We start from the raw sequence: 24,898 nt of genomic DNA, 5'->3' as shown, positions 1-24,898 counted from the left end.
ACCCCGACCCGCCCCAACACGTAGACCACCCGCCGAGGGCTGTTCGCCTGAGTCCAACAGCAGCCGGGCGAAGCCCGGCGACATGGAGATCGTGCAATCAGAACGTCAGGCCAGCAGGCGCTCAATCAGGCGCTGGTAGAGGGCTGGCAGGGCTTGCAGGTCGGCGACGGAGACGTTCTCGTTGACCTGGTGGATGGAGGCGTTGACCGGGCCGACTTCGATGCACTGCGCGCCCAATGGCGCGATGAAGCGGGCGTCGGAGGTGCCACCGCCGGTGCTTTCTTCCGGGGCTGCGCCGGCGAACTCACCCAGTACGTCGCGGGCCACGCTGCGCAGCGTGCCTTCCGGGGTGTAGAACGGCTCGCCGCTGCGGTGCCACTTCAGCGTGTAGTCCAGCGCGTGCGCGTCCAGCATCGCGGTGATCGCCGATTCCAGCTTCGGCGCGTTCCAGTGCGGGTTGTAGCGCAGATTGAACAGCACCTGCAGTTCGCCCGGAATCACGTTGTTCGCACCCGTGCCGGCGTGGATGTTGGAGACCTGCAGGCTCGTCGGCGGGAAGCTTTCGAAGCCGTCGTCCCAGTGCCGCGCGGTCAATGCCGCCAGTGCCGGCGCCGCCAGATGAATCGGGTTGCGTGCCTTGTGCGGATACGCCACGTGACCCTGCACGCCCTTTACCGTCAGCGTGCCCGACAGACTGCCGCGACGTCCCACCCGCAGCAGGTCACCCAGCACCGCCGTCGACGACGGCTCGCCGGTGATGCACCAGTCGATTCCCTGCCCGCGTTCGCGGAACAGGTCGGCCACCCGACGCACGCCGTCGATCGCATCGCCCTCTTCGTCGCTGGTCAGCAACACCGCCAGCGTGCCCGGATGCCCCGGATGCGCCGCCACGAACTGCTCGGCTGCCACCACGAATGCCGCTACGCTGCCTTTCATGTCCGCCGCGCCGCGTCCGTACAGAACGCCATCACGCACCTCTGGCGCGAACGGATCGCTGGCCCACGCCTCGCGCGGGCCCGGCGGCACCACGTCCGTGTGGCCCAGCAACACCAGCACCGGCGCACCGGTGCCATGCGTCGCCCACAGATTGTCGACCTCGCCCAGCCGCAGGTGCTCACAGGCAAAGCCAGCCGCCTGCAGGCGGTCGGCCAGCAAGGCCTGGCAACCTGCATCGTCCGGCGTCACCGACGGCCGCGCGATCAGTTCACAGGTCAGCGCGACGACATCGTTCATGCCCCCACCCCGAACCGCTGCTTGAACCCGTTGTCGCTGAAACCTTGACTGACCTTGCCGTCGGCGGTGACCACCACCGGCCGCTTGATCAGCTGCGGGTACTCGCGCAGCAGCAGCTTCCACTCCGCGTCAGACGCGGCTGCCTTGCGGTTGTCCGGCAGCTGCCGCCAGGTGGTGGACGACTTGTTGACCATCGCGCCCAGCCCGCCCAGCTGCGCCGCCCACTCCAGCAGCGTCTCAGGCGTGGGCTTGTTGTCGCGGTAATCCACGAAGGTGTACGCCACACCGAAGCGGTCCAGCCACTTGGTGGCCTTCTTGCAGGTGTCGCAGTTCTTCAATCCGTACAAGGTGGTGGTCATGCTGCAACTCCGCACTGCGTCGATCTGGATGAGGCCACTCAGTCGGCCAGGCCGCGCAGCAGGTCGTTGACGCTGGTCTTGCTGCGGGTCTTGGCATCGACCTGCTTGACGATCACCGCACAGTACAGCGAGTGCGTACCGTCCTTGCTCGGCAGCGAACCGGACACCACCACGCTGTACGGCGGGATGTAGCCATAGCTGATCTCGCCGGTGGCACGGTTGTAGATGCGGGTGCTCTGGCTGAGGAACACGCCCATGCCGATCACGCTGTGGTGGCCGACCACGACCCCTTCCACCACTTCCGAACGTGCACCGATGAAGCAGTGGTCTTCAATGATGGTCGGGCTGGCCTGCAGCGGTTCCAGCACGCCGCCGATGCCGGCACCGCCGGACAGGTGGCAGTGCTTGCCGATCTGCGCGCACGAACCCACCGTGGCCCAGGTGTCGACCATGGTGCCCTCGCCCACGTAGGCACCAATGTTGGTGAAGCTGGGCATCAGCACGACGTCCTTGCCGAAGTAGCTGCCACGGCGCGCGATCGCACCCGGCACCACGCGCACGCCGGCGCGACGGAACTTCGCCTCGTCGAAACCGGCGAAGCGCGACTCCACCTTGTCCCAGAACGGGGCCGGACGCGCGTCCACCACGCCCATGTCGTTGACGCGGAAGTACAGCAGCACCGCCTTCTTCAGCCACTCATTGACCTTCCAGCCACCGTGGCCATCGGGCTCGGCAACACGGAACTCGCCGGTTTCCAGCCCATCGATGACGCGGTTGACCAGCGGCTTGGTCGAGCCTTCGATCTCGTGCAGGGTCAGCATGGCGCGGCGCTCGAAGGCGCTTTCAATGCCGAACTTGAGCTCTTCCACACCGGGCGCGGCCGGCTTGCGCAGCGACTTGCGGGCGATGGTTTCGGCACGCTTGGCGGCGGTCTCGGCTGCACTGGCAGCGGCCTTCTTCGCCGGCGCTTTCTTCGCGGCAGCCACAGCCTTCTTCGCTGCGGGCTTTTTCACAGCCGGTGCAACGGCAGCAGTCTTCTTGGCCGCTGCGGTCTTCGCGGCGGTCTTCTTGGCAGGCTTGGTGGCCATCAGGGAGTTTCTCCGGCTTTTCGATCAGGGTCCAGGCAGGTCAGCATCGCGTCATGCAGCTGCTGCCGGGCGGTTTCAGTCAAAGGTTGGTCGTGTTCGTCACTGATCACGAACATGTCTTCGGCGCGTTCGCCGAAGGTGGCAATGCGTGCGTCATGCACACGCAGGCCCTGGTTGCGCAGTACGAAGGCCACATCGGCCAGCAGCCCGGGACGATCCGGGGCCACCAGGCTGAAGCGGGTGCTGCCGGCTTCGTTGTCGCTGGCATCGCGGAACTCGATCCGCGGGGCGAAACGGAAATGCCGCAGCTGACGCGGAATGACCCGGCGCGACGGACGCAGCCGGGTCAGATCACCGGACAGCGCTTCGCGCAGCGCCGCTTCCAGACGCGGGGCGTCGCCGTCGGCGAAGCTGTCGGCAGGGGTCACTTCGAAGGTATCGAAGATGGTGTCCATCGGGCCGTCGAGCACGCGCGCGCGGTGAATGCCATAGCCCTTGCGGTCGAGGGTCATCACGATCGCAGCGAACAGGCCATCCCGGTCCGGCGAGTGCACGAACACTTCCAGCGCATCGTCGTCCGGGGTCAGCCGGCGCACCTTGACCAGGGTCTGGCCCTGCTTGATCGGGACCAGCGCAGCGGCCTGCCAGGCCAGCTGTTCGGGACGCAGACGGATGAAGCTCTCGTCCGGCATCACGGTGAACTGGCGGTCGATGGTGGCATCGTCGTAGCCGCGCTCGCGCACCAGCGCGCGCACCGAATCACGTGCTTCCTGCACACGCTCGGCGGCCGGCATCTGGTTTTCCAGGCCGTCGCGCAATGCGCGGCGTGCAGCGAAGTACAGGTCGGCCAGCAGACGGTCCTTCCATGCATTCCAGAGCTTGGGGCTGGTGCCGGCGATATCGGCGCAGGTCAGCAGGTACAGGTAATCGAGGCGGTCACGGCTGGCCACCAGCGAGGCGAAGCGATGGATCACGTCCGGATCGGAAATGTCCTGCTTCTGTGCGGTCACCGACATGCGCAGGTGCTGCTCGACCAGCCAGGCGACCAGCTCGGTGTCGGACGTGCTCAGCCCATGGGCCTGGCAGAATTCGCGCGCGTCCACCGCGCCGAGTTCGGAATGGTCACCGCCACGGCCCTTGGCGATGTCATGGAACAGGCCAGCCAGCAGCAGCAGTTCCGGCTTGCGCAGCCGCGGCCATACTTCATGCGCGATGGAGAAGCGCTCGTCGGCGCGGCTGCTGGCGAACAGGCCGATGTTGCGCAGGACCATCAGCGTGTGCTGGTCCACGGTGTACACATGGAACAGGTCGAACTGCATGCGCCCGGACACCTGCGCGAACGCCGGAATCCACTGGCCGAGCACGCCCAGTCGCGCCATGCGCGCCAGCGTGTCCACCGCGCGCGGGCTGCGCATGAGGGCCATGAACTGCCCACGGGCGTCGACGCTGGCCTCGGTGTAGGCCGGCAGCACCGCCAGCGATTCGGCCAGCGCGCGCGCGGTCAGCGAATGCAGGCCGCGCACCTCCGGGTTGTACGCCCAGCTGGCGAACAACGCGAACACCTGCTGGATATCCCCTTGCGGCCACTGCGGATCATTGGCCGCCAGGTAGCCCCGGCGCAGCGAGAAACCGACGCTGACCGGTTCGGGCACGGCCTCGCCGTCGAACTGTTCCTCGAAGCGCTGCAGCAGGCGGTCGCTGATCCGACGCACCACCGTGGCGCTGCGGTAGAACCCCTGCATCATTTTTTCCACCGCCAGGCTTTCCACGTCATCATGGAAACCCAGGCGCGCGGCCAGCGTCTTCTGATAGTCGAAGCGCAGCCGTTCCTCCGGCCGGTTGGCCACCAGGTGCAGGCCAAAGCGCAGCTGCGCCAGTGCGCAACGCTCGCGGCGCAGGGCCGCGGCTTCGTCCAGGCCCAGATGCCCCAGCCCGACCAGGGCCTCCAGTTCGCGCACGCCAAACGCGCGCAGCGCCATCCAGCCCAGGGTATTGAGATCGCGCAGACCACCGGGGCCATCCTTGATGTCCGGCTCCAGGTTGTCGGCGGTATCGCCGAAGCGCTGATGACGGGCCAGCAGTTCGTCGCGCTTGGCCACGAAGAATTCGCGCGGCGGCCACAGCGAGTCGTCGTTGATGGCCCGCTTCAGCGATTGCCGCGCGGCGTCGTCGGCGACCAGCGGGCGCGATTCCAGCAAGGCGGTGAACACGGTCTGGTCGGCACTGGCGGTCACGCAGTCGTGCGCCGAGCGCACCGCGTGACTGACCGGCAGGCCGCAGTCCCAGAGCAGCGCGAACAGGCGCGCCAGGGCTGCCTCATGCCGGTGCTGGGCGCTGGCGTCTCCGAACACCAGCACGTCGATATCCGAACGTGGGAACAACTCGCCGCGCCCATAGCCGCCCACCGCAAACAGCGCCAGGCCGGCGTCGGCCGGCAGGCAACGCTGCCAGGCCAGGCGGATCAGGTGGTCGGCAGCGCGGGCGCGCAGCGCCAGCAGGCGCTCGATGTTGTCGCCCTGGTCAAAGCGGCGGTACAGGCGGGCATCCGCCTGTTGCAGGCTCTGCCGGGCCAGCGCCGCCCACTCGGGGTCGGCGACGGCATCGGCCGGCGCGTCCAGGACAGGGCTCGCCGGCAACATGCTCAGACCTGCGATTCGCCGGGCGAGAGGGTCAGCACGTCCACGCCGGTCTCGGTGACCGCGATCATGTGCTCCCACTGCGCCGACAGCTTCCGGTCCTTGGTGACCACGGTCCAGCCGTCCGGCAGCACCTTGTTGTAACGGGTGCCTTCATTGATCATCGGTTCGATCGTGAAGGTCATGCCCGGCTGCAGCACCAGACCCTGACCGGGCCGGCCGTAATGCACCACCTGCGGCTCGTCGTGATAGACCTTGCCGATGCCGTGACCGCAGTACTCGCGCACCACGCTGAAGCGCTCGGCCTCGGCCAGGCTCTGGATCGCATGGCCGATGTCGCCCAGGGTGGCTCCCGGCTTGACCGCGCGGATCCCGGCCCACATGGCCTGGTAGGTCACATCGACCAGACGGCGCGCCATCACCGACGGCGTGCCGACGAAGTACATGCGGCTGGTATCGCCGTGCCAGCCATCCTTGATGACGGTCACGTCGATGTTGACGATGTCGCCTTCCTTCAGGACCTTGCCCTCGCTGGGGATGCCGTGACAGATGACGTTGTTGACCGACGTGCAGACCGTTTTCGGGAAGCCGCGGTAGCCGACGTTGGCCGGCGTGGCCTTCTGCACGTTGATGATGTGGTCGTGGCAGATGCGGTCAAGCTCTTCAGTGGTCACGCCCGGCTTCACGTGCGGGGTGACGATGTCGAGCACTTCGCTGGCCAGGCGGCCGGCGACGCGCATCATTTCGATTTCCTCGGGGGTTTTCAGATTCACGCTCATGGCGGCCATTATCGCCGATCCGGGGCCTGTCTGAACGGGCTGAAGGGCAGTTTGTCCCAACCCGCCTCGCCTCGGCCACTCCTCGGCGCGGCCGGGTGAACGTAGAAAATGCGAAAAGCGGCCAGTTTTCGTCACGTTTCGCCCACGACCGCGCATTTATAAGGAAGCCAGCGCCCTCCGGCGCGCCTCCCCCGGCCCCACGGCGGTATCGACTCGTTCATCCAGGACCCCCGTCCAAGGAGAAGACTCATGCGATCCCTTCGACCTGCGCTGTTCAGCTTGACCCTGTTGGCCCTGGCGTCCCCTGCCCTGGCCGCTGATACCACCACGTTCAACGTGCGCATCATCATCACCAAGGCGTGCACGATCACCGCCGCGGCCGCCACCGACGTGGATTTCGGCTCGGCCCTGTCCACCGCGACCACGCCGTCCAACGCGCAGGGGTCGGTAACCGCCCAGTGTTCGGCGCTCACGCCCTACACCATCGCGTTGAATGCAGGCTCCAATGCCGGCACCGCCAATGACGTGACCACCCGGCGCATGATCAACACCAATTCGGCGGTCACCACCAACAACTTCGTTGGCTACCAGCTCTACTCCAATGCCACCCGTACCACCGTGTGGGGGGCCACCGCCGGCACCAACACCGTGGCCGGCACCGGCAACGGTGCGGCACAGGCCTACCCCATCTACGGCCAGGTCGCCAATCCGAGCGTGAACAACGCCGCGACCGGTAACTACCAGGACACCGTCACCGCCACCATCACCTACTGAGGTCGCCATGTCGGCATTCGAACGGACCCGATCACGGGCGTCCGCCGTGTATGGCTGCGCCTTCGCCGCGGTAAGCATGGTCCTCGCCGCCGGCAGCCAGGCAGCCAGCCTGCAGGTGGCCCCGACCTCCCTGCAGCTCGGCCCCCGCCAGAACGCCGAGGAGTTATGGATCAGCAACAGCGGCACCACGCCAGTGGACGTGCAGGCCAGGGTGTTCCGCTGGACCCAGCGCGATGGCCGCGACGAGTTGGAACAGACTACCGACCTGGTGCTCAGCCCGCCCATGCAGGCGCTCGCCGCCGGGCAGCAGCAGCTGATCCGCGTGGTCCGCCAGAAGCCGGAGCCGCCGGGCGAGCAGCTGTCCTATCGGGTGATCGTCGACGAAGTTCCGGACCTCGACCCCAATCGGCAAGGCATGCAGTTCGTGCTGCGCTATTCCCTGCCAGTGTTCGTGCAACCCGAGGCGAATCCCGAAGGCAAGCCGGATCTTCAGGCCACGCTGTTGACCCAGCCCGACGGCAGCCTGGCTCTGGAAGTGCACAACCGGGGGACCGGCTATGCGCAACTGGCGGACCTGGCGACCGGCCCCCTGGAGCGCCCGCAGATCTTCAAGCCAGGCTTGGTCGGCTACGTCCTCAGCGGCCAGACCATGCGCTGGCCGCTGGAGCTTCCGGCTGCCCGCCTCGACGCGGCAAGCCTATCGGCAAAAATCAATGGCGCTTCGCAAGCCACGCCACTGCCTGCGACGCCACCGGCTCGCTGAGGCCTGCATGCGCGCCGCTTTGGCTGCTGCTGCGGTCTCGCCGGGAATGCTCGCGGCCGAGGCGCGCGCGGCCACGGCACCGGCCGACAGTGGGTACGAGACCGGGACGATCGGTGCGGCGGACGACGTGATGTTGCCTGCGCCCACACCCCTGACCGCGCCGCAGACGCTGTATCTGGACGTCACCCTCAACGGCACCCCGCGCGGCCTGCTGCCGTTCACCGAATCGGCTGGCCAGCTGCGCGCCGACCCGGCGGTACTGCGCCAGCTCGGATTCGGTGCGCGGGGCGATGCACCGGTGCCTCTCGAGCAGATCAGCGGCGTGGTGGTGCGCTATGACGCGTCCATGCAGACCCTGGCGCTGGAGGTGCCACTGGAGCAGCTGGACCTGCCGACCACCGAGATCGGCCAGGTGCGCGAGACCACACCGGTGGCCAGCGCCTCGCCAGGCGCGCTGCTCAACTACGACGTGTATGCCAGTCAGAATGAGGACGCCGGCAACCTCGCGCTCACCGCGGAAGCGCGCGTGTTCGGGCTGGGCCGCGGCGTGCTGCGCAGCAGCCAGCTGCTGCGCACCTTCCAGGAGGGCAATGGCGGCGGCTGGCGCGGTGAGAGCGTGCGCCTGGACAGCCGCTGGGAAGTGGACTTCCCCGACCAGGCATTGACCCTGACCGTCGGCGACTTTTTCAGCGGCTTCGTCGACTGGAGCCGCCCCGTGCGGATGGGCGGCATCCAGATCGGTCGCAATTACGGATTGCAGCCTTACCGGGTGTTGACCCCGACCCCCAGCTTCCTGGGCGAGGCCGTGGTGCCCTCGACCGTGGAGTTGTACGTGGACGGGCTGCGCCAGTACAACGGCGAGGTGCCGGTCGGCCCGTTCCAGCTCGGCGCACAACCCGGCATCAGCGGCACCGGCAATGCGCAGGTGGTGATCACCGATGCCTATGGCCGCATGCAGACTCTGGATTTTTCCTTCTACGGCACCCAGCAGCTGCTGGCCGAGGGCCTTTCAGACTGGTCGGCCGGCATCGGCCGCATGCGTCGCGACTACGGGATCCGCTCGTTCGCGTATGACGACGCCACGGTCGGCAGCGCGACCTGGCGACGCGGGGTCAGCAACCGCTTCACCGCCGAACTGCATGCCGAAGGCGGCGGCGGCATCGCCAGTGCCGGGGCCGGCGGCTGGTGGCAGCTCGGCCTGGCCGGCGTGCTCAATGCCTCTTACGCCCACAGCCGCCGCGATGGCCGCGACGGCGGCCAGTGGTCACTGGGGTACAGCTGGAACAACCGGGTGTTCAACCTCAACGCCTCGACCCTGCGCACCCACGGTGACTTCCAGGACCTGGGCAGCCTGCAGGGCGCACGCCCGCCGGATGTGACTGACCAGGTCACCGCCGGGGCCAGCCTGGGTCGACTGGGGTCACTCAGTGCCAGCTACCTGCGCCTGTCCTACCCGGACGGCGACGACCGCCGCTATGCCAGTGTGTTCTGGAACCGCACGTTCTCCGACCGCTGGTCGGCCTATGCCTCGTTCAACCAGAACCTGGACGAGAGCGCCGACCGCAGCATTTATCTGTCGGTATCGGCCAGCCTTGGCCGCAACCGTCAAAGCAATCTGGCCCTGCAGCGCAACGGCGACCGCAACCTGTACACGGTGGATGTCTCGCAACCGGTCCCGGGCGACGGCAGCCAGGGCGGTTATGGCTGGCGCGTGCAGGCGCGGCACGGTGACGACGGCACCGGCGGGCTCGCCGAAGTGGGTTGGCTGAACCGGGTGGGCCGCTACTCCGCCGGTGCCGCACGCCAGGGCGACAGCACCTTCGCCTACGCCAATGCCAGCGGCAGCCTGGTGTGGATGGGCGGCCACGTGTTTGCCGCGCGCGAAGTACCGGACGCCTTCGCGGTGGTCTCCACCGATGGCGTGGCCGGGGTGCCGGTGCGGTTGGAAAACCGGCCGATCGGCGTCACCGACCGCAATGGTCTGCTGCTGGTGACGCCGCTGCTGTCGTGGCAGCGCAATCGGCTGTCGATCGACACCCTGGACCTGCCCGCCGACATGCGCGCCGAGCGGGTGGACACTCAGGTCACACCGCGGCAGAGCGCGGGGCTGGGCGTGAGCTTCGGACTGCGCCGCGTCCGTGCGATCACCCTGGTGCTGCATGACGCGCAAGACCAGCCACTGCCAGCCGGCAGCCAGGTGCGCCTGCCCGACCAGCGCAGCGCGACCGTGGGCTACGACGGCGAGGTGTATCTGGAAGACCTGCCCACGCGCGCACGGCTGGACGTGGACACGCCTGACGGCCGCTGCGTGGTGGAGGTGCCACTGGCCAGTGCTGCCGGCAGTGGACCGGTGCGGCTGGGCCCGCTGCGCTGCCAGCCGGACGCGACGCCATGAGCCCGCGACTGCTCCTGGGAATGTTGTTGTTTTTCGCCGGAAGCCTGCTGGCAGGCACCGCGCGCGCCGACACCACCTGCACCACCAGCACACCGGTAACGGCGGCCTTCGGCAACGTGGCCAATGCCGCCGGCAGCCCCACTCCGACCAGCACCAGCTTCACCATCACCTGCAACACCGCCGCGCTCAGCCTGCTGGCCACGGCCTCGGTGCGGGCCTGCATCGGCATCGGTGTGGGGACGACCGGCGTGGCGATTTCGCCGCTGCGGCGGATGACCAATGCCAACGGCGATGCCATGAATTTCCAGCTGTACACCAGCGCGTCCAACAACGTCATCTGGGGACTCACACCGGGGGCAACGCCGGCCCCGCTCGTGGTGGACCTCAATTACTCGGTGCCGCTGCTGACCGGCGGCAGCGGCGCGGTCACGGTGACCATCTACGGTCAGGTGCCGGCCAGCCAGACCTTGTCAGCGGGCAACTACAGCACCAGCTTCAGCGGGGCCGACGTACGCCTGCAGTACGCGTTCAACGAAGTCCTGCTGGGCACCGCCACCGCGCCGGCCGCCTGCACCACCACGGCGGGCGTGGCCGGCAACAAAACCGCCACCGGCGGCTTCCCGTTCACCGTCACCGCCACGGTGCTGCCGCAGTGCAGCGCCTATGTCACCACGGACATGGACTTCGGCAGCAACGCCGGAGCCATCACCGGCAACATCGACCGTACCTCGACGATCGGGCTGACCTGCCTGAACCGCACCGCCTACACCATCGCGCTGGACAACGGCCTGTATGCCAACGGCACGGTCAGGCGGATGCGGCATACCACCAACAGCGCCTGGTTCATCCCCTACGAACTCTATCGGGAAAGCACACGCAGCCAACGCTGGGGCAGCACCGCCAATGTCGACCTGGTCAGCGGCACCGGTACCGGCAGCGCGCAGGTACTCACCGTGTACGGACGTGCGCCCCCGACCAGCGGGCCGGTCGCCGCCGGCAGCTACAGCGACCAGATCAAGGTCACCATCACCTACTAGGCGCTCAAGCAGGCCGACGGCGGGCCGATACCGAATGCGAGCCTTCGCCTGCATTCGCCCATGCCCCGCCTCCCCATCATGCTGTGTGCCGTCCTGCTGACGGCCGCCCTGCCCCCGCCCGCCGCCGCGCGATCCGCTGAGCCGGCTCCGGCTCCGGTGCCGCTGCGCATCCAGCTGAAGATCGTGGATGCCTGCCGGCTGGACGCCGGCGCACGGCCCGCCGCCTGCGCCACCCCGCACCGCCGCAGCGACGCTGACACACCAACGCCGCCCCAGGTGCAGGCATTGACCCCGCCGATGGATGCCGGCCCTGACGCACAGCGCGCATGGCACACCCTGACCTTCTGAAAGAGCTGGCCGCCTGCGTGCTGCTCGCTGCCAGCAACGCTGCGCAGGCGCTGGAAGTCTCGCCGTTGTCGGTCACCCTGGCTCCCGGCCAGCGCGATGACAGCGTGTGGCTGTACAACGACAGCGACCAGCCCTGGCAGGGACAGGCCCGTCTTTACCACTGGGCCCAGAGCGCCGAGCAAGAACGGCTGGAACCGGCCGAGGTGCTGGCCGTCAGCCCGTCCGAACTGCGCCTGCCGGCACACGGCCGGCAGCGCGTACGACTGGTCTGGTCCGCGGCCACGCCGACCACCGAGCAGAGCTACCGGCTGGTGCTGCGCGCCGGGCAGAACAGCCCAGCCGTGCAGATCTCGCTGCCGGTGTTTGTCGCCGCTGCCGGGCGCAGCGCCGGCCCGGCGCTGGCGGTGCGGGTGCTGGCCGGCCCCGGCCCGGCGATGCTCGAGCTGTACAATGCCGGCGCGCACCACGCCCGCCTGTCCGACCTCGCGTTCGAGCCTACGGGGGGCGCGACGCTGCCGCTGCTGCCTGGCCTTTCCGGCTACGTGCTGGCCGGCCAGACTCGCCGCTGGCCCCTTCCCGGAGCAGCAGCGACCTACGCGGACGGGCGTTTCAGCGCCCGGCTCGGCCAGGACGCCCCTGCTCTGCTGGCTCCGCTGGACCCCGTATTTGCGCCGAGCCAGACCAGCGGGCTATAATCGACTGGATTTCCCGCGCCCTCGTGGCCTGGAACCCGTCAACACCGGACGTCACCGGTGAATACACACCTGTTGCCCCCATTCGTGCCGGGGTGCTCCGCAAGGAGTTCGGTCACGGAAGCAACAGGGAAGCCCAACCCCGGAACCTCCCGCCTCGCGGCGGACCGCCCATTCCCTTTCCGTGGCGGCCGGTTCCCCTTCAGGAGTTTTGCAATGCCCCAGGTCACCATGCGTCAGATGCTGGAAGCCGGCGTCCACTTCGGCCACCAGACCCGTTACTGGAACCCCAAGATGGGCCAGTACATCTTCGGCGCCCGCGGCAAGATCCACATCATCAACCTGGAAAAGACCGTTCCGCTCTTCAACGACGCGATGAACTTCATTTCCAGCGTTGCCCAGAAGCGCGGCACCATCCTGTTCCTGGGCACCAAGCGCAGCGCCCGCGAATCGATCCGTGAAGAAGCCGAGCGTTGCGGCATGCCGTACATGAACCAGCGTTGGCTGGGCGGCACCCTGACCAACTTCCGTACCGTCAAGCAGTCGGTTGCCCGCCTGAAGGAACTGGAAGCCGGCGAAACCGACGGCACCTTCGACAAGCTGGTCAAGCACGAAGTGCTGGGCCTGCGTCGCGAGCGCGACAAGCTGGAAGCCTCGCTGGGCGGCATCAAGGACATGAACCGTCTGCCGGACGCCATCTTCGTCATCGACATCGGCCACGAAGACATCGCCATCAAGGAAGCCAAGAAGCTCGGCATCCCGGTGATCGCCGTGGTTGACACCAACTACAACCCGGAACTGGTCGACTACGCGATCCCGGGCAACGACGACGCCATCCGCGCCGTGCAGCTGTACGCTCGCGCCGCTGCTGACGCCGTGCTGGAAGGCAAGGCTGCTGCTCCGCACGCTGCCAGCGTCCGTGAAGAAGAGTTCACCGAAGCGGCGGCTGAAGAAGCCAAGCCGGCCCGTCGCGCTCCGGCCAAGAAGGCCGCTGCCGACAAGGGTACCGAGGCCTGATTCCGGCCTGCGGTGGGTGTCCGCACCCACCGCGCCCTGTCTGCTGCCGCAGGCGCGACAGGGTCTTTGTCACACGGGCCGGCCACCATGCCGGCCCAACCCCTTTCTTATGTGAGGAATTCCCGTGGAAATCACTGCTTCCCTGGTCAAGGAACTGCGCGAGCGCACTGGCGCCGGCATGATGGAGTGCAAGAAGGCGCTGGCTGAAAACGGCGGCGACATCAACGCTGCTGCTGAAGCCCTGCGCAAGTCCGGCGCTGCCAAGGCCGACAAGAAGGCTGACCGCGTGGCCGCCGAAGGCCGTCTGGGCCTGGCCCAGGACGGCGGCAAGGCCGTGCTGGTCGAAGTCAACTCGGAAACCGACTTCGTCGCCAACGACTCCAACTTCAAGAACTTCGTCGACGCCGTCGCCGCTGCCGCACTGGCCTCGGGCGCTGCCGACGTGGAAGCCCTGAAGTCCGCCACCCTGGCTTCCGGCCAGACCGTGGAAGAAGCCCGCGCCACCGCGATCCAGACTCTGGGTGAAAACATCCAGATCCGTCGCCTGGTCAAGGCCGAAACCACCGGCAACATCGGTGCCTACGTGCACACCAACGGCAAGGTCGGCGTGCTGGTCGAACTGGTCGGCGGCGACGTCGAGCTGGCCCGTGGCCTGGCCATGCACGTGGCTGCCATGAAGCCGCCGCACAACAAGGCGGCCGACGTGCCGGCCGAGTTCGTGGCGAAGGAAAAGGAAATCGAACTGGCCAAGATGTCCGAGAAGGACAAGTCCAAGCCGGCCGAAATCCTGGAAAAGATCATCAGCGGCAAGATCAACAAGATCGTCAGCGAAGTGACCCTGTACGGCCAGTCGTACGTGCTGGACGGCGACAAGACCGTCGAGCAGGTCGTCACCGCTGCCAAGGCCGACGTGACCGGCTTCCAGCTGCTGGTCGTGGGCGAAGGCATCGAGAAGGTGGTGGAAGACTACGCCGCCGAAGTGATGAAGCAGGCCGGTCTGGCCTGATTTTCGCCTTGACGCGATAACGAAAAAACCCGGCGAAAGCCGGGTTTTTTTGTGCCCCTTGAATCAGGACTTGGCCAGCAAGGTGACTTCTTCGTAGGGCTGTACGACCACCCAGCCTTCGCCGGCGAACTTCAACTGCAGGGTCTCGCCCGAGCCCCGGCCCAGCAGCGTGCCCAGCGAGATGTCGGTGACGACTTCCGGGGTCAGCGAGCCCGACCAGGCCACGGTCGAGTTCGGGTCGGTGAAGATCGGACCGGTCTGCGCGTTCACCGGGAGGGTCATGGGCTCGTAGTGCGAGGTGATTGCCACGATGCCGTGACCGCTCAGGCGGATGTTGAACAGCCCGCCCGCCAGCATACCGGCCACCTTGCGCATCATCGTGATCTGCGAATCGATGCCGTCCTCGAAGGCCAGCACGTCGTTGCCATTGACGAACACCGAGTCGCCTTCCAGCCGCAGCAGGGTGATCTTCTTGCCCATGTCGGCCAGATAGACCCGCCCCTGCCCCTCGACCTTCATCAGGCGCAGACCCTCGCCGGTGGCCAGCTTCTTGAGCAGATTGCCCACGCCGCGCTCCAGCACGCCCTCGCGGGTGAACTTCACCGCCCCCTTGCGCGCCACCATCGCCCCGGACTTGGACCACACCCGCCCATCCAGCCGGACTTCGAGCATGTAGGGACTTTCCAGTTCGAACGCATCGGCACTGAGGTCTTTTTCCTGCGTGGACGCCAGGAATTCCTTGAGCGACTTCACAGCCATCGGCAGCAACTTCCTTTTAAGTGAGTGCGCGCATGGTACAGGTTGGGCGGATGTGTTAACAAAGAGATCAGGAGGCCACCCTTTTCTCAAATCCAGGGTGACGAATCTCACGAATCCGGACATGGCAAGCACTACGACTCAAATCTGTGACGCACCCCATGTATTCTTGCCACATCACCTTAGTGTTCCTGCCATGTCTCCCGAGCTGACTGCCGCCCTGGCGCTCTGCCGCAACCTGCCCTCGCCGCCCGGAATCGCCCTGCGCATCATCGAGCTGGCGCAGAACCCGGAAGCGGACATCACCACCGCTGCCGATATCATCGGCATCGACATGGCGTTGAGCGCGCGCATGTTGCGCATCGCCAATTCGCCGCTGTACGCAAGCCGCCGGCGGATCGAGAACCTCGGCCAGGCGCTGACCATGCTCGGCCTGAATGCCACCGTCAGCCTCGCCCTGGGCTTCACCGTCACCCGTGACCTGACCGCCCCCGGCCAGGGCCAGGACGTGCGTGAGCGCGCCTGGCGGCGCAGCATCCTCAGTGCGCTGGCAGCCAGCCTGCTGGGCCAGGCCCGCGGCCTGCGCAAGGCGGAAGAGCTGATGCTGGCCGGCCTGCTGCAGGACATCGGCATCCTGGTCCTGGCCCAGAGCGAACCGGACCGCTACCTGCCGGTGCTGCGCGCCGCCACGGACAACGACCAGTTGCTGGAACTGGAGCGGGAGCAGCTGGACTGCACCCACGCCGAGGTCGGTGCCTGGATGGCCGAGCAGTGGGACCTGCCGCGCTACCTGGTGGACGCCATCGCCCGCAGCGAATCGCCGGAAGCCACCGAAGACAAGTTCCAGGCCTGCGTGGCGGTCTCCGGCGCGGTCGCCGACATCTGGCTCAGCACCGATGCCGATGCCGCCCGCGAGCTGGCCCTGCAGCGGGTCCACGACACCCTGCAGCTGGACAGCGCCCAGTTCGACCAGGTACTGGCCCGGATCAGCGAAGCCCTGCCGGACATCGGGGCGCTGTTTGAAACCACCCTGACCTCACCGCTGCGCGTGCAGCAGTTGATCGACCACGCCCAGGAGCTGGCCACCCTGCGCAACCTGCGCGAGATGCAGGATGCGGCGATGGCGCGTCAGCGCGCGGACGAATTTGAAGCCCGTGCCAACCGGCTGGCCGAACAGGCCCACCGCGATGCCCTCACCGGCGTGCTCAACCGTCGCCAGCTCGAAGCGGTGCTGGAACAGGAATTCAACCGTGCCACCCGGCACGGCTGGCCGCTGTCGGTCGCTTTCATCGATCTGGACGACTTCAAGAAGGTCAACGACGCCCACGGCCACCTGCTGGGTGACGAAGTCCTGCGCAGCTTTGCTTCCAAGCTGCAGGAACAGCTGCGCAGCAGCGACACCGTGGCCCGCTTCGGCGGCGAGGAGTTCATCGCCCTGCTGCCCAACACCACCGAAGGGGTGGCGCTGGAGGTGGTGCGCCGGGTCCTGGCCAACATCGTCAACACCCCGATGGCCGAGGTGGGCGGCAGCCCGCTCTACATCACCTTCTCGGCCGGGGTCGCCACCCAGGGCGGGTATGAGCGCTTTGCCGAGGTCCAGGACCTGCTCAAGGCTGCCGACGACGTGCTGTACCGCTCCAAGAGTCTGGGCCGCAACCGGGTCATCGCCCGTTCGCCCGGTACCGAGCCTGCCTGAACGGGTGCCGGGTGCCGGGTGGCGTCGCGGCGGCCTGCGCCGCGGCGCAACAAAATTTCTACGCCGGCTGACGCCGCATCCAGTAGAATTCCCGCGTTTTCCACGCACCCAGAGGCCACCATGTCCAATCTCATCTATCGCCGCATCCTGTTGAAAGTTTCCGGGGAGGCGCTGATGGGAGACGAGGACTATGGCATCGACCCCAAGGTCATCAACCGCCTGGCCCGTGAAGTGATTGAAGCCCAGCAGGCCGGCGCCGAAGTGGCCCTGGTGATCGGCGGCGGCAACATCTTCCGCGGGGCCGGCCTGGCCGCCGGCGGCATGGACCGCGTGACCGGCGACCAGATGGGCATGCTGGCCACCGTGATCAACGCGCTGGCGATGCAGGACGCACTGGAAAAGCTCGGGGCCAAGGCCCGCGTGATGAGCGCCATCAAGATCAACGACGTGTGCGAGGACTACATCCGCCGCCGCGCCATCCGCCACCTGGAAAAGGGCCGTCTGGTGATCTTCGCCGCCGGCGTCGGCAGCCCGTTCTTCACCACCGACTCCGGTGCCGCCCTGCGCGCCATCGAGATCGGCGCGGACCTGCTGCTGAAGGCGACCAAGGTCGACGGCGTGTACGACAAGGACCCCAACAAGTACAGCGATGCGGTCCGCTTCGACAGCCTCACCTACGACGAAGTGATCACCCGCGGGCTGGAAGTGATGGACACGGCGGCCTTTGCCCTGGCTCGTGACAGCGACCTGCCGCTGCGCGTGTTCGACATGGGCCAGCCCGGCGAGCTGCTGAAGATCCTGCACGGCGAGAACATCGGCACCCTGGTGCGCGGCCGCAGCAACGCCTGATGCGTGTTTCCGGGTACCGACCAACGGTCGGTACCTACCGGGTATTGAGACACCCCGCTGGTCGTCGCGGCCCCTGCCACCCGGCACCGGCCTTGGTTCACCGGATTTCGCCTATAATCGCCCGATTCTCTGTGACATCCAGGATTCGGGCGATGCTCAACGACATCAAGAACGACGCGCAGACGCGCATGGCCAAGAGCATCGACGCTCTGAAGCACACCCTCACCTCGGTCCGCACCGGCCGTGCCTCGCCGGCGCTGCTGGACCGCGTCGTCGTCAATGCCTACGGCAACGCCTCCACGCCGCTGAACCAGGTCGCGTCGATCTCCAATGCCGACGCCCACTCGCTGCTGGTCACGCCCTTCGACAAGGGCATGATCAAGGAAATCGAGAAGGGCCTGTACAACGCCGAGTTCACCCCGAACACCCTGGGCACCAGCATCCGCATCAACATGCCGGCACCGACCGAAGAGCGCCGCAAGGAGCTGGCCAAGCAGGTGCAGAAGGAAGGCGAAGGCGCAAAGATCGCCATCCGCAACATCCGTCAGGACGCCAACAAGGCCATCGCTGCCCAGCTCAAGGACAAGGCGATCAGCGAAGACGACAAGAAGCGCGGCGAAGACGACATCCAGAAGCTGACCGACAGCGCCATCAAGGATGTCGACAAGGTGGTCGCCGACAAAGAAAAGGAACTGATGCAGGTCTGAGCCCATGTCCCAGGCCCCGACCCCTGCTGCCGGCGTACCCCGCCACCTGGCCATCATCATGGATGGCAACGGGCGCTGGGCGCAGAAGCGTCGCCGCCCGCGCGTGATCGGCCATCGTGCCGGCGCGCGCGCGGTCAATCGCACCATCGACTTCTGCCTCGAGCGCGGCATTGCCGCGCTGACGCTGTTTGCCTTCTCCAGTGAAAACTGGGGCCGGCCGACCGAGGAAGTCGACGCACTGATGAAGCTGTTCCTCAACGCGCTCGAGCGCGAAGTGGACGAGCTGCATCGGCGCGGCGTGCGCGTGCGCTTCATCGGCGAACGCGAGCGTTTCGGTGCCGGCCTGGTCAGTCGCATGCAGCTGGCCGAACAGCGCACCGCCGACAACACCGCCATGACCCTGAGCATTGCCGCCAGCTACGGCGGCCGCCAGGACATCGCCCGTGCCGCGCGCGAATTGGCCACCGAAGTGGCCGCCGGCCGACTGCTTCCCGAGCAGATCGACGAAGCACTGCTGGGCAGCCGCGTGGCCCTGGCCGACATGCCCGCCCCCGATCTGTTCATCCGCACCGGCGGCGATACCCGCATCAGCAACTTCCTGCTGTGGCAGCTGGCCTACACCGAACTGTGGTTCACCGACGTGCTGTGGCCCGAGTTCGACGCCACCCACCTGCAGCAGGCGCTGGACGCCTATGCCTCGCGTGAACGGCGCTTTGGCCTGACCAGCGCCCAGATCGCCGCCCTGGCCACCGAGACGTCCCACCCATGACCAAAACCCGAGTCATCGCCGCGCTGATCATGGCGCCGGTTGCCATTGCCGCCATCCTGCTGCTGCCCACCCAATGGCTGGCCGCAGCGGCCGCCGCCGTATTCCTGATCGGCCTGTGGGAATGGCTGAAGCTGGCCCAGGTGGAAGACACCCTCGCCCGCACCGTGCTGCTGGTGCTGAACCTGGTGCTGATGGTGCTCATCGTGTGGGCCGATGCAGGCACCCTGGTGCTGTACCAGATCGCCGCCCTGGTCGGTATCGGCTGGTGGCTGATGGCGCTGTTGTGGCTGCGCTTCTTCACCTTCGGGGCCGAGCCGGGCAGCCATGCCCGCGCGCTCAAGCTGCTGGCCGGCTCACTGGCGATCGTGCCGGCGTGGGCCGCGCTGGTGCTGATCCATGCCAGCGGCACGCAGGGCCATCTGTGGCTGCTGACCGCCCTGGCGATTGTCTGGGCGGCGGACTCCGGTGCCTACTTCGCCGGGCGCAGCTTCGGTCGTACCAAGCTGGCCCCGCGCATCAGCCCCAACAAGACCTGGGAAGGCCTGGTCGGCGGCCTGCTGGCCGGCCTGCTGGTGGCGCTGGTGTTCGGCTGGATTGCCGGCGTCACCCCCGACCAGGTCCTCGGCCTGGTGGTCACGACGGTTGTGGCCGTATTCGCCTCGGTGCTGGGTGATCTGTATGAGAGCCTGATCAAGCGCCACGCCGGTGCCAAGGACTCGGGTCATATCATCCCGGGTCATGGCGGGGTGCTGGACCGCATCGACGGCGTTCTGGCCGCCCTGCCGGTGTTCGCACTGGGCAAGGAAATCTTCGGATTCTGAGCATGCACAGCCTCCCAGCCCTCCGCCAGGTCGCCGTGTTCGGTGCCACCGGTTCGATCGGCGCGTCCGCCCTGGATGTGATCGCGCGCCATCCTGAGCGCTACCGCGCCAGCGTGCTGGCCGCCGGCAGCCAGGTTCAGGCCCTGCTGGCACTGTGCGCGATCCATCGCCCCGATCACGCGGTGATCGCCGACGAAACGGGGTTTACCGCCCTGCGCGACGGGCTGCGCCAGGCCGGCCTGCCGACCCAGGCGCATGCCGGTGCCGCCGCGCTCGACCAGCTCGCCGCCAGCGACACCTGCGACACCGTGGTGGCCGCCATCGTCGGCGCGGCGGGGCTGTCTTCGACCCTGGCCGCGGCCAGCGCCGGCAAGCGCATCCTGCTGGCCAACAAGGAGTCGCTGGTCCTGGCCGGTGAGCTGCTGATGCAGCGCGCCAACGCCGCCGGTGCCGAGATCATTCCGATCGACAGCGAGCACAGCGCGATCTTCCAGTGCCTGCGCTCGCGCGATGCCAGCCTGGACCAGGCCGGCGTGCGCCGGATCCTGCTCACCGCGTCGGGCGGCCCGTTCCGCGGGCGTTCGCGCGCCGAACTGGAACAGGTCACTCCTGCCCAGGCCGTGGCCCACCCCAAGTGGAGCATGGGCCCGAAGATCTCGGTCGACTCGGCCACCTTGATGAACAAGGGTCTGGAAGTCATCGAAGCCCATCATCTGTTCAGCGTGCCCGGCGAACGTATCGAGGTGCTGGTGCACCCGCAGAGCCTGGTGCATTCGCTGGTGGAGTTCATCGACGGTTCCACCCTGGCCCAGCTGGGCCTGCCGGACATGCGCACGACCCTCGCGGTGGGCCTGGGCTGGCCACAGCGGATCGAGTCGGGCGTGGCGGGACTGGACCTGCTGACCCAGGGACGTCTCGATTTCGAAGCCCCTGACACGGATGCCTTCCCCTGCCTGCGTCTGGCCTGGCAGGCAATGGCCGCGGGCGGCACCGCTCCGGCCATCCTGAACGCCGCCAACGAAGTTGCGGTTTCAGCGTTTCTTCAGGGGCGAATCGCTTTCCTGAACATCCCGGCACTGGTCGCTAACGCGCTTTCAACACTCCCGGCCACCGCCGCCGATACACTGGACAGCCTGCTGGCGGCCGACCAGCGGGCCCGCCAGATCACCCAAACCGCCATCGACACGCACTGAATGCCCTTCCCACTTCTTGACCGCGACGTCCAACATGGGTGAATTCATCGGTTCTGTCTGGTGGATGATCGTCAGCCTCGGCGTGCTGGTCACCTTCCACGAGTTCGGTCATTACTGGGTTGCCCGGCGCTGCGGGGTGAAAGTGCTGCGCTTCTCGGTGGGCTTCGGCAAGCCGCTGTGGATGCGCCGCAACCGCGCCGGCACTGAATTTGCCATCGCCGCCATTCCGCTGGGCGGTTACGTGAAAATGCTGGACGAACGCGAGGTCGAGGTACACCCCGCCGAGCGTGGCCAGGCCTTCAACCACAAGAGCGTCTGGCAGCGTATCGCCATCGTCGCCGCTGGCCCCCTGGCCAACCTGCTGCTGTGCGTGGCCCTGCTGTGGGCGATGTTCGTGCTGGGCAAGCAGGACTATTCGGCCACCGTCGGCCGCGCGACCGGCATGGCCCAGACCGCCGGCCTGCAGACCGGCGACCGCGTGCTGAGCGTGGATGACCGCGAGGTGGTGACCGCCGGGCAGGCCAGCATGGCCCTGACCACAGCCGCCATGGACCGCCGCGACGCCACCCTGACCGTGCTCGACGCCCAGCAGCAGGAGCGCACGCGCGTGCTGCCGCTGTCGCAGCTGCCGGACGGCTTCGACGAACGCTGGGTCCCCTCGCTGGCCGGACTCACCTGGCAGTTCCGCGTACAGCCTGCCCTGGTCGAACGGATCGAACCCGGCCACCCGGCCGAGGGCGTGCTGATGCCCGGCGATCTGTTGCTGGCCGTGGACGGTGTCCGCATCGATTCGGCCGAACAGGTTCCCGCCGAGGTCCGCGCGCTGGGTCAGCGCGGAGGCCCCGGCATGATCGAGGTCCAGCGCGGACAGGACCGCATGGCGCTGGAAATCACCCCGCAACAGGGCAAGGACGCGCGCGGCCAGCCGACCTGGCAGATCGGTGTCGGCTTCCCCCAGAACAGCGCGCCGGTCTACGACACCACCCTGAAGTACGGCCCCCTGGCCGCCCTGCCCGCCGCCCTGCGTGAAACCGCCCGTGCCGCCAGCGATTCGCTGGGCATGATGCGTCGCATGATCACCGGCGCGGCCTCGCTGCAGAACGTTTCCGGCCCGGTCACCATCGCCCGCGTGGCCAATGTTTCAGCCCAGCGCGGGCTGGATTGGTTCCTGTGGTTCCTGGCGGTGATGTCGCTCAGCCTGTGCATCATCAACCTGCTGCCGATCCCGATCTTGGACGGCGGGCACCTGCTGTATTACCTTATTGAGTTGGTCAAGGGCAGCCCGCTGAGCGAGCGTGCCATGGCAGCAGGTCAGTACATCGGCCTGGCATTGCTGGCCGGCCTGATGGGATTGGCGTTCTACAACGACATCCTCGGGCTGGCTTCGCGATGAACTTTTTCCTTTTGTCGTCGTCTTATGCGCCGGCATCCCGCAACATTGCATTCGACTCCAACCGGACGTGACATGACGCGACTCCCCAACCGCCGCCTGCTTGCCCTTGCACTTGCCGCCGGTTTCGGCGTGCCGGCCCTGGCCCAGGCAGCCGAGCCCTTCACCGTCAGCGACATCCGTGTCGATGGTCTGCAGCGCATCACCTCCGGTACCGTGTTCACCTACCTGCCGGTGAACCGTGGCGACACCGTGACGGACAGCAAGGTCGGCGAATCGATCCGTGCCCTGTACAAGACCGGCTTCTTCGAGGACGTGCAGCTGCAGCGCCAGGGCGACATCCTGGTGGTCACGGTCAAGGAACGCCCAGCGATCAACAAGCTGACCGTCACCGGCAACAAGGACATCAAGAGCGACCAGCTGCTCAAGGGCCTGAGCGACATCGGCCTGAGCGAAGGCGGCACCTTCGACCGCCTGAGCCTGGATCGCGTGACCCAGGAACTGCGCCGCCAATACAACGACCGTGGCAAGTACAACGTCGAGATCACCCCGACCGTCAGCCCGCTGGACCGCAACCGCGTGGACATCACCATTGCGATCAAGGAAGGCAAGGCCGCCAAGATCCAGCACGTGAACCTGGTGGGTACCGAGAAGTTCCCGGCCGAGGACATCCTGGAAACCTGGGAATCCAAGGAGCACAACTGGGCATCCTGGTACCGTCGTGACGACCAGTACTCCAAGGAAAAGCTCTCCGGCGACCTTGAAAAGCTCAACTCCTGGTACCTGGACCGCGGCTACGTGGACTTCAGCATCGACTCCACCCAGGTGTCGATCAGCCCCGACAAGCGCGACATGTTCATCACCGCCGGCGTAACCGAAGGTGAGCAGTACAAGATTTCCGAGATCAAGGTCACCGGCGACACCATTCTTCCGCAGGAAGACGTGGAGCGCATGGTCATCCAGAAGTCCGGCGACACCTTCTCGCGTGCGCTGCTGGAATTCAGCTCGGACACCATCACCAATTCGCTGTCCAACATCGGCTACGCCTTCGCCAAGGTGAATCCGATTCCGACCAGCAACCGTGCCGAGCAGACCGTCGCGATCAACATGCAGGTCGTGCCGGGTCCGCGCGTGGGCGTGCGTCGCATCATCTTCAAGGGCAACACCCGCACCTCCGACGAAGTCTTGCGTCGTGAAATGCGCCAGTTCGAAAACAGCTGGTACTCGCAGGCCGCGATCGACCGCTCCAAGATCCGTCTGCAGCGTCTGGGCTACTTCGAGTCGGTGGACGTGGAAACGCCTGCCGTCACCGGCAGCAACGACCAGGTGGACGTGGTCTACAACGTGAAGGAAACCACGTCGGGCAGCTTCGTGTTCGGCCTGGGCTACTCGCAGTCCTACGGCATGACCACCTCGGTGCAGCTGTCGCAGAACAACTTCCTGGGCGGCGGCAACCGCGTGTCGGTCGAAGCCTCGCGCAGCAGCTACCTGCAGCGTTACGGCTTCAGCTACACCAACCCGTACTTCACCGATGACGGCGTGTCGCTGGGCTACAACCTGTCCTGGCGCGAGCTGGATTACTCCGACTTCAACACCGCGCAGTACAACAGCACCAACGGTGCCGCGCAGGTGGTGTTCGGCGTGCCGATCACCGAGAACGACACCGTCTCGCTGATGGTGGGCATCGACAGCAACCAGATCACCACGTACCAAGGCTCGACCCCGCAGTCGATCATTGACTACATCGACGCCATCGGCCAGCGCACGTTCCATTCCTGGCGCACCGAACTGGGCTGGGCGCGCGACACCCGCAACGACTACTTCATGCCGACCCGCGGTACCTACCAGCGCGTCGGCCTGGAAAGCACGCTGCCGGGTTCGACCGTGGAGTACTACAAGCTCAACTACCAGATCTCCAAGTACTGGCCGATCATCCCGTCGCTGGTCATCAACACCCGCGCCGAAGTGGGCTACGGTGACTCCTACGGCGATGACGTCTCCCGCGTGCTCACCAATCCGGACGGCACCACCCGCACGGTCACCGCGTCGGGCCTGCCGTTCTTCGAGAACTTCTACGCCGGCGGTACCAACTCGGTCCGTGGCTTCGAGGACAACACCCTCGGCCCGCGTTCGGAGGCCACGAACTACTACAACCGCGGCCAGCCGCTGGGTGGCTCGCTGAAGACGGTCGGTTCGGTCGAAGCCTACTTCCCGCGCCTGTTCGACAGCCCGTCGGCCCGTGTTTCGGCCTTCGTGGACTTCGGCAACGTGTACAACGGCATTGACAACTTCAAGGCCAACGAACTGCGCGTCTCCACCGGTGTCGCCCTGCTGTGGCGCGCCCCGGTGGGCCCGATCTCGATCAGCTATGCCTTCCCGCTGAAAAAGGAAGATGGCGACGAGATTGAAAGGCTCCAGTTCACGTTCGGCGGCCAGTTCTAACACCCCGCCAACAGCAGAATCGCCGGGCTTGTCCCGGCGTTTTTGTTTTTGCGCGTAGGGCGACGGCGTTCTTCCGTGCGGGGAGGCGCGAGTTTGATTTCCGGTGGCCACCGATGGTCTATCGGGACGGGTCGGGGTGGGCTGGAGG

At 66.8% G+C, this 24,898-nt stretch carries 22 protein-coding genes; 16 read left to right on the top strand and 6 right to left on the bottom strand.

Going from position 1 to position 24,898, the window contains the following annotated elements; all coding sequences use genetic code 11:
- Nucleotides 1-105: 105 nt before the first annotated feature.
- From dapE to map, 5 genes are read right to left on the bottom strand one after another with little or no spacing between them, the layout of a single operon-like run.
- Complete coding sequence (gene dapE, locus QMX83_RS10150; RefSeq protein WP_282296508.1) at nt 106-1,233, bottom strand: succinyl-diaminopimelate desuccinylase; 1,128 nt, start codon at nt 1,231-1,233, stop codon at nt 106-108.
- Nucleotides 1,230-1,592 (bottom strand): arsenate reductase, encoded by a 363-nt coding sequence (locus QMX83_RS10145; RefSeq protein ID WP_282296507.1) that lies wholly within the window; start codon nt 1,590-1,592, stop codon nt 1,230-1,232. Before QMX83_RS10145 ends, dapE begins: the two co-directional genes overlap by 4 nt.
- A 38-nt stretch (nt 1,593-1,630) precedes the next feature.
- Nucleotides 1,631-2,680 carry a 2,3,4,5-tetrahydropyridine-2,6-dicarboxylate N-succinyltransferase gene (gene dapD / locus QMX83_RS10140; RefSeq protein WP_282296506.1) on the bottom strand — a complete coding sequence of 350 codons (1,050 nt, stop codon included), beginning with the start codon at nt 2,678-2,680 and terminating at the stop codon, nt 1,631-1,633.
- A complete protein-coding gene (locus QMX83_RS10135) occupies nt 2,680-5,319 on the bottom strand; it encodes a [protein-PII] uridylyltransferase (RefSeq protein WP_282296505.1) in 2,640 nt (879 codons plus the stop codon). The genes dapD and QMX83_RS10135 overlap by 1 nt, the downstream gene beginning before the upstream one ends.
- A gap of 2 nt (nt 5,320-5,321) precedes the next feature.
- Nucleotides 5,322-6,095, bottom strand: a complete 774-nt coding sequence (gene map, locus QMX83_RS10130; protein WP_282296503.1) for a type I methionyl aminopeptidase — start codon at nt 6,093-6,095, stop codon at nt 5,322-5,324.
- A gap of 249 nt (nt 6,096-6,344) precedes the next feature.
- Between map and QMX83_RS10125 the strand changes: the two genes are divergently transcribed.
- The 8 genes from QMX83_RS10125 to tsf all read left to right on the top strand — a co-directional run bounded on the left by QMX83_RS10125 (nt 6,345) and on the right by tsf (nt 14,127).
- Nucleotides 6,345-6,869: a spore coat U domain-containing protein gene (locus QMX83_RS10125; protein ID WP_282296501.1), complete on the top strand. Its 525-nt coding sequence runs from the start codon at nt 6,345-6,347 to the stop codon at nt 6,867-6,869.
- A 7-nt stretch (nt 6,870-6,876) separates the two neighbouring features.
- Entirely contained in the window at nt 6,877-7,632 is a 756-nt protein-coding gene (locus QMX83_RS10120) for a molecular chaperone (RefSeq protein ID WP_282296500.1), read from the top strand.
- Nucleotides 7,633-7,639: 7 nt separating this feature from the next.
- The gene (locus tag QMX83_RS10115; protein ID WP_282296499.1) at nt 7,640-10,027 is read left to right on the top strand and encodes a fimbria/pilus outer membrane usher protein; all 2,388 of its coding nucleotides are present in this window, start codon (nt 7,640-7,642) and stop codon (nt 10,025-10,027) included.
- On the top strand, nt 10,024-11,064 hold the full coding sequence (locus tag QMX83_RS10110) for a spore coat U domain-containing protein (protein ID WP_282296498.1): 1,041 nt from the start codon (nt 10,024-10,026) through the stop codon (nt 11,062-11,064). The genes QMX83_RS10115 and QMX83_RS10110 overlap by 4 nt, the downstream gene beginning before the upstream one ends.
- Nucleotides 11,065-11,124: 60 nt before the next feature.
- Complete coding sequence (locus QMX83_RS10105; RefSeq protein WP_282296497.1) at nt 11,125-11,412, top strand: hypothetical protein; 288 nt, start codon at nt 11,125-11,127, stop codon at nt 11,410-11,412.
- Entirely contained in the window at nt 11,391-12,107 is a 717-nt protein-coding gene (locus QMX83_RS10100) for a fimbria/pilus periplasmic chaperone (protein ID WP_282296496.1), read from the top strand. Before QMX83_RS10105 ends, QMX83_RS10100 begins: the two co-directional genes overlap by 22 nt.
- A 213-nt stretch (nt 12,108-12,320) precedes the next feature.
- Nucleotides 12,321-13,121, top strand: coding sequence for a 30S ribosomal protein S2 (rpsB, locus tag QMX83_RS10095; protein WP_282296495.1), 801 nt, complete (start codon nt 12,321-12,323; stop codon nt 13,119-13,121).
- 124 nt (nt 13,122-13,245) lie between these two features.
- Complete coding sequence (gene tsf, locus QMX83_RS10090) at nt 13,246-14,127, top strand: translation elongation factor Ts (RefSeq protein WP_282296494.1); 882 nt, start codon at nt 13,246-13,248, stop codon at nt 14,125-14,127.
- 63 nt (nt 14,128-14,190) lie between these two features.
- Here the strand turns inward: tsf and QMX83_RS10085 are convergent, their stop codons facing one another.
- Entirely contained in the window at nt 14,191-14,886 is a 696-nt protein-coding gene (locus QMX83_RS10085; RefSeq protein WP_282296493.1) for an AIM24 family protein, read from the bottom strand.
- A gap of 193 nt (nt 14,887-15,079) precedes the next feature.
- Between QMX83_RS10085 and QMX83_RS10080 the strand changes: the two genes are divergently transcribed.
- From QMX83_RS10080 to bamA, 8 genes are all read left to right on the top strand, one after another.
- Entirely contained in the window at nt 15,080-16,579 is a 1,500-nt protein-coding gene (locus QMX83_RS10080) for a GGDEF domain-containing protein (protein WP_282296492.1), read from the top strand.
- A gap of 120 nt (nt 16,580-16,699) precedes the next feature.
- Entirely contained in the window at nt 16,700-17,428 is a 729-nt protein-coding gene (gene pyrH / locus QMX83_RS10075; RefSeq protein ID WP_282296491.1) for a UMP kinase, read from the top strand.
- Between the two features lie 152 nt (nt 17,429-17,580).
- Nucleotides 17,581-18,135: a ribosome recycling factor gene (frr, locus tag QMX83_RS10070; protein WP_282296490.1), complete on the top strand. Its 555-nt coding sequence runs from the start codon at nt 17,581-17,583 to the stop codon at nt 18,133-18,135.
- 4 nt (nt 18,136-18,139) lie between these two features.
- Nucleotides 18,140-18,904: a polyprenyl diphosphate synthase gene (uppS, locus tag QMX83_RS10065; protein ID WP_282296489.1), complete on the top strand. Its 765-nt coding sequence runs from the start codon at nt 18,140-18,142 to the stop codon at nt 18,902-18,904.
- Nucleotides 18,901-19,725, top strand: coding sequence for a phosphatidate cytidylyltransferase (locus QMX83_RS10060; RefSeq protein ID WP_282296487.1), 825 nt, complete (start codon nt 18,901-18,903; stop codon nt 19,723-19,725). The genes uppS and QMX83_RS10060 overlap by 4 nt, the downstream gene beginning before the upstream one ends.
- A 2-nt stretch (nt 19,726-19,727) precedes the next feature.
- Nucleotides 19,728-20,918 (top strand): 1-deoxy-D-xylulose-5-phosphate reductoisomerase, encoded by a 1,191-nt coding sequence (locus QMX83_RS10055; RefSeq protein ID WP_282296485.1) that lies wholly within the window; start codon nt 19,728-19,730, stop codon nt 20,916-20,918.
- A gap of 34 nt (nt 20,919-20,952) precedes the next feature.
- Nucleotides 20,953-22,311: an RIP metalloprotease RseP gene (rseP, locus tag QMX83_RS10050; protein ID WP_282296483.1), complete on the top strand. Its 1,359-nt coding sequence runs from the start codon at nt 20,953-20,955 to the stop codon at nt 22,309-22,311.
- Between the two features lie 72 nt (nt 22,312-22,383).
- Entirely contained in the window at nt 22,384-24,750 is a 2,367-nt protein-coding gene (bamA, locus tag QMX83_RS10045) for an outer membrane protein assembly factor BamA (RefSeq protein ID WP_282296482.1), read from the top strand.
- The last annotated feature ends 148 nt before the right edge of the window (nt 24,751-24,898 follow it).

This window comes from Stenotrophomonas sp. PS02289, assembly GCF_029960115.1.
Lineage (GTDB): Bacteria > Pseudomonadota > Gammaproteobacteria > Xanthomonadales > Xanthomonadaceae > Stenotrophomonas.
The sequence above is the reverse complement of the archived record's forward strand: the minus strand, read 5'-3'. Positions and strand labels throughout refer to the sequence as shown.